The following is a 4488-nucleotide window of genomic DNA, read 5'->3' as shown; positions in this document are numbered from 1 at the left end:
TTGGGGTCGTTCTGGGCCTATTATGAGCTGGGCTGGGGCGGTTGGTGGTTCTGGGACCCGGTGGAAAACGCCTCCTTCATGCCGTGGCTGGCGGCGACCGCCCTGCTGCATTCGGCCATCGTGCTGGAAAAGCGCGACGCGCTGAAATCGTGGACGGTGTTTCTGGCGCTTTTGGCCTTCACCTTCTCGATGCTGGGAGCGTTTCTGGTGCGCTCCGGCGTGCTGACCAGCGTGCACGCCTTCGCCGTCGATCCGCAGCGCGGCATCCTGCTGCTGGCCATTCTGTTCATTACCGCCGGGGCCGGGTTCGCCCTCTATGTGTTCCGCGCCTCGGCGCTCAGTTCCGGTGGCGTGTTTGCGCCGGTCAGCCGCGAATCGACGCTTGTGCTCAATAACCTGCTGGTCTTTGTGGCCCTGTCCACCGTCTGTCTGGGGACGCTCTATCCGCTGCTGATGGAGGCTCTGACGGGCAAGACGATTTCGGTCGGCACCCCCTATTATAACCTCAGCTTCGTGCCGGCCATGTCGGTGGCCATGCTGATCCTGCCTCTGGCCAGCCTGATGGCGTGGAAGCGCGGTGACCTCAAGGCGGTGGGGCAGAGGCTGGCTCTGGCGGCGGGAATCTCTGTGCTTCTGGCCGTGTTGGGCGCGGTGCTGATGGGCAGCGGTGAGGCGAAAAAAATACTCTCCCTAGGCGTCGGTTTCCTTCTGGGCGGCTGGGTCATCCTCGGCTCGTGGCAGGTTTTGCAGGAACGCACTCACCTGCTCAAGGTGCCGTTTTCTGAGAGCCTGCGCCGCTTTCGTGCCCTGCCACTGGCGACGCACGGCATGGTGCTGGCGCATGTGGGGCTGGGCCTCTTCGTGCTGGGGGCGGTGGTGGAGACCCAGACCAAGCTCAGCGCCGTCGATCATCTGCGCGTCGGCGGGGCGCTGCGCGTCGGGGCCTATGAGGTGCGCCTGAGCGACATCAAAAGCGTGGTCGGGCCGAACTATGAGGCCGAACGCGGGGTGCTGGATGTGCGACGTGGCGGCAAGCCGGTCTGTCAGGCCCTGCCGGAGCGGCGCTTTTATCCGGCGTCCTCGACCGTGACGACCGAGGTGGCCCTGTGTTTTCAGCCGCTGAACGATCTCTATTTTGTTTTGGGCGAACCGTCGCCCGATGGCTGGCAGATCAGGGCTTTGTATAATCCGTGGGCGCGGCTGATCTTCTTCGGGCCGCTGCTGATGGCCATAGGCGGGGTGTTGTCGCTGTGTGACCGTCGCCTGCGGCTGGGGCTGGCCAGTCGGGGGAAAAAGGGATGAGGCATTCTCGCCATAGCTCGCCAGCGGGACGTTACATTCGGGCCCTCCTCACCACCCTGTTCGCCTTTTCGCAGGTCGCCGGGGCCGTGCTGCCCGGTGAAACCCTGTCGGACAAACAGCAGGATGACCGTGCCCGCGCCCTTTACCGCGAAGTGCGCTGCGTCGTCTGTCAGAACGAATCCATTGCCGATTCCGGGGCCGATATTGCCGCCGATATGCGCCGCGACATCCGGGCCCATATCTCCGAGGGCAAAAGCGACAGCGATATCCGTGACATCCTGCGCGCCCGCTATGGCGACTATGTGCTGTTCCGTCCGCGCTTTTCGCTGGCCACCGGCCTGCTGTGGGGGCTGCCTGTGGCGGTGTTGCTGGTCGGTGGGGTGATTTTTATCGCCATGGGCCGCCGTAAAGGGGCTAACGAACCTGAGCCAGATACCCCCGACCTCAGTGCCGAAGAACAGGCGCGGCTGGACGCGCTTTTGAACCGTGACCCTGACAGTCACAAATAAGATCGTATTTAGAGGCATTCGTTGGCTCAGTTGATCCGCCGAATGCCTCTAAGTTTTTGTGTGGTCGCGCAATTTTTCCGAAAAGTGGTATCCACTTTGTCGGATTGCGCTCTAAGCCACGATTTTGCCGCACCGCTTTGGTTGCATGACTCCCACGGATTAAAAGATGGTAAGCCCGCGTGAAAACACTGGCTTGCGGCCTTAAAATGCCTATGTTGACCGTAACAGCGTATAATCAGGACGAAGACCCATGGGGAACGTGCTTAACTCGGTAAAGAAGAATAAGGGCCTGGTGGCGGGCGTGGCCGGTGGCCTGATGCTCGGCGCAGCGGTGGCCGGTGCCGCGGTGTCAGGTCTGGGGGGCTATGATGGCTCGACCCTGATCAAGACGGCGGCCGTGACCCCGGTAAAGCCGCCGGCGGGCGCGCCCATGTCCTTTGCCGACATCATTGAGCGGGTGTCCCCCGCCGTCGTCTCAATCGAGACCAAGGGCAAGGTTAAGGTGCCGAACGGCCTGATCATCCCCGGCTTCGAACCGCCGTCGCAGGACGAAGGCGAAGGTGAGGGCAATGAACGCGAGGTGCGTGGTGCCGGTTCGGGCTTCTTCATCACCGCCGACGGCTATGTGGTCACCAACAACCACGTCATCGAAGGGGCCGACGAAATCACCGTCGTCCTGACCAACGAACAGAAGCTGACGGCCAAGGTCATCGGCCGCGACCCGGCCACCGATCTGGCCGTGCTCAAGGTCGAAGGCAAGAACTTCCCCTATGTGCAGTTTGAAACCGATCAGCGTCCGCGCGTCGGCGACTGGGTCATCGCGGTCGGCAACCCGTTCGGCCTGTCGGGTACGGCGACGGCGGGTATCGTCTCGGCCTTTGGGCGTCCGGACGGCGCGCAGGGCTATGTCGATTACATGCAGATTGACGCCGCCATCAACCGCGGCAATTCCGGCGGCCCGACCTTTGACCTCAACGGTCGTGTCATCGGTGTCAACTCGGCCATCATCACGCCGTCGGGCGGCAATGCCGGTGTTGGCTTTGCCATTCCCGCGGATACGGCCTCGGCCATTGCGCGCAAGCTGATGGCGGGCGGTAAGGTCGAGCGCGGCTATATCGGCGTGCAGATCCTGCCCGTCACCGACGAATATGTCGAAAGTCTGAGCCTGCCGGACAAGGACGGTGCCTATATTGCCGACGTTACCAAGGACGGTCCGGCCGCCAAGGGTGGCGTGCAGGTCGGCGACATCGTCAAGAAGGTCAATGGCAAGACGGTCAAGCTCAATACCGACCTGACCCGCAACGTGGCCGATGTGCGCCCCGGCGAAAAGGTTGAAATCGAGGTGTTCCGCAATGGCAAGATGGTCAAGCTGACCATCGTCGCGGCCCTGCGTCCGGGCGAAGACGAACTGAACAAGGTGCTGAACGGCGGGGCCACGACGCCCGAAACCGGCGCGCCGGTGCTGGGCCTGAGCGTCAAGCCGCTCGATCCGACCTCGCGCAAGACCTACGGTATCGAAGCCGATGTCAACGGTCTGGTGGTGACGGCCATCGAGCCGACTTCGGATGCCGCCAAGAAGGGTCTGAAGGCCGGTGACGTCATCGTGCGCGCCAACAACCTGCCCGTGGCCAACCGCGCCGAGTTCGATAAGATCGTCGCGGATATGAAGGCCGCCAACCGGCCCTCGATCCTGCTGCTGGTCAACCGCGGTGGCCGCAATGTGCCGCTGCCGCTGAGCCTCAAGTAAGGTCCAGACAACGGACTAAACACCAAAACCCCGGCCTGCGAAGGCCGGGGTTTTTTCAGATATTATTGCCGCACAGGTGCGTAGCCTATGCCGAAACGCTCAGCCAGAGCATTCAGTCGTTTGTCCAGTGTCCATAGCTTTGCATCAGGCGTGAGCAAGGCCGAAGCCAGCAAGGCAAAATCCACCAGCCCGCAGCCCAGACCGAACAGCTTTTCGCGTTCAATATAGTCGGAAATCTCGTTCAGGCTTGCCTGATGGCTGGGGCGCAGCAGGCGCATAGCGTTCAAGGTCTCCGCGCGCGGTGCCGGGACGTGTCCGCAACTCAATTCGACGACAATCATCGGGTGAGTCATCGCCTCATCCCGCAGCAGAAGCGCCGTCAAATCCGCATTGTGGTTGCGAAAATGATCCACCCAGACCGAGGTATCGACCAGCACATTCATGCAGGGATCAGTCTTCGCGACGGCGCGGAATCCCGGTCATGTCGGGGGTCGCACCACCCAGGGCCGCCAGACGTCTGGCGGCCTGAATCCGCACGAAGGTCTTCATGGCTTCGCGGAATATATCTGCGCGATCCATACCGGGATCGGCCAGTTGCACCGCCTGTTCAAACAGGCTGTCGTCGATGGTTACGGTGGTGCGCATGAGCAACCTCATCAGATCTGATGAGGTTATACCTCAAAATGCGCATCCATCCTAGATCGGAATGATTTCTAGAGCGGGATGATTTTAAGTTGAAGCATCATCCCGCTCTAAATTTCTGTTTTGTCGCGCAATTTTTCCGAAAAGTGGTATCCAGTTTATCGGATTGCGCTCTAGGGTTTGTGGGGATTCATTTTGAGTTTATGACGGCGGCTGCGAGATAGATCATAGCCTTGAAGCTGTTGTCGGTTTTGTCTGCTCTCATGGCGACGCGTTTAAACTCTTTGA

The 4488-nt window shown here is 61.1% G+C and carries 5 protein-coding genes; 3 read left to right on the top strand and 2 right to left on the bottom strand.

Annotated elements, in window-relative coordinates; genetic code table 11:
• The 3 genes from Q0072_RS18395 to Q0072_RS18385 form a co-directional block, all read left to right on the top strand.
• On the top strand, nucleotides 1-1302 hold a 1302-nt coding region (locus Q0072_RS18395; RefSeq protein ID WP_298333012.1), incomplete at its 5' end, for a cytochrome c-type biogenesis CcmF C-terminal domain-containing protein.
• Complete coding sequence (locus tag Q0072_RS18390) at nucleotides 1299-1811, top strand: cytochrome c-type biogenesis protein (protein ID WP_298333011.1); 513 nt, start codon at nucleotides 1299-1301, stop codon at nucleotides 1809-1811. The genes Q0072_RS18395 and Q0072_RS18390, both read left to right, overlap by 4 nt.
• A gap of 250 nt (nucleotides 1812-2061) precedes the next feature.
• Nucleotides 2062-3558: a Do family serine endopeptidase gene (locus Q0072_RS18385; protein ID WP_298333010.1), complete on the top strand. Its 1497-nt coding sequence runs from the start codon at nucleotides 2062-2064 to the stop codon at nucleotides 3556-3558.
• A gap of 62 nt (nucleotides 3559-3620) precedes the next feature.
• On the opposite strand, the gene Q0072_RS18380 is transcribed toward Q0072_RS18385, so the two are convergent.
• Both Q0072_RS18380 and Q0072_RS18375 read right to left on the bottom strand, forming a co-directional pair.
• Nucleotides 3621-4001: a PIN domain-containing protein gene (locus Q0072_RS18380; protein ID WP_298333009.1), complete on the bottom strand. Its 381-nt coding sequence runs from the start codon at nucleotides 3999-4001 to the stop codon at nucleotides 3621-3623.
• Nucleotides 4002-4008: 7 nt separating this feature from the next.
• The gene (locus tag Q0072_RS18375; RefSeq protein WP_298333008.1) at nucleotides 4009-4203 is read right to left on the bottom strand and encodes a type II toxin-antitoxin system VapB family antitoxin; all 195 of its coding nucleotides are present in this window, start codon (nucleotides 4201-4203) and stop codon (nucleotides 4009-4011) included.
• Nucleotides 4204-4488 lie beyond the last annotated feature (285 nt).

The sequence above is a fragment of the Asticcacaulis sp. genome, from assembly GCF_027484505.1.
Classification (GTDB): Bacteria; Pseudomonadota; Alphaproteobacteria; order Caulobacterales; family Caulobacteraceae; genus Asticcacaulis.
Note: the sequence above shows the minus strand (reverse complement) of the source record. Positions and strands in the feature narration are given on the sequence as shown.

Coding starts and splice junctions, on each gene's coding strand:
- Q0072_RS18385 (WP_298333010.1), top strand. CDS start 2,062: ATGGGGAACGTGCTTAACTCGGTAAAGAAGAATAAGGGCCTGGTGGCG.
- Q0072_RS18375 (WP_298333008.1), bottom strand. CDS start 4,203: ATGCGCACCACCGTAACCATCGACGACAGCCTGTTTGAACAGGCGGTG.
- Q0072_RS18380 (WP_298333009.1), bottom strand. CDS start 4,001: ATGAATGTGCTGGTCGATACCTCGGTCTGGGTGGATCATTTTCGCAAC.
- Q0072_RS18390 (WP_298333011.1), top strand. CDS start 1,299: ATGAGGCATTCTCGCCATAGCTCGCCAGCGGGACGTTACATTCGGGCC.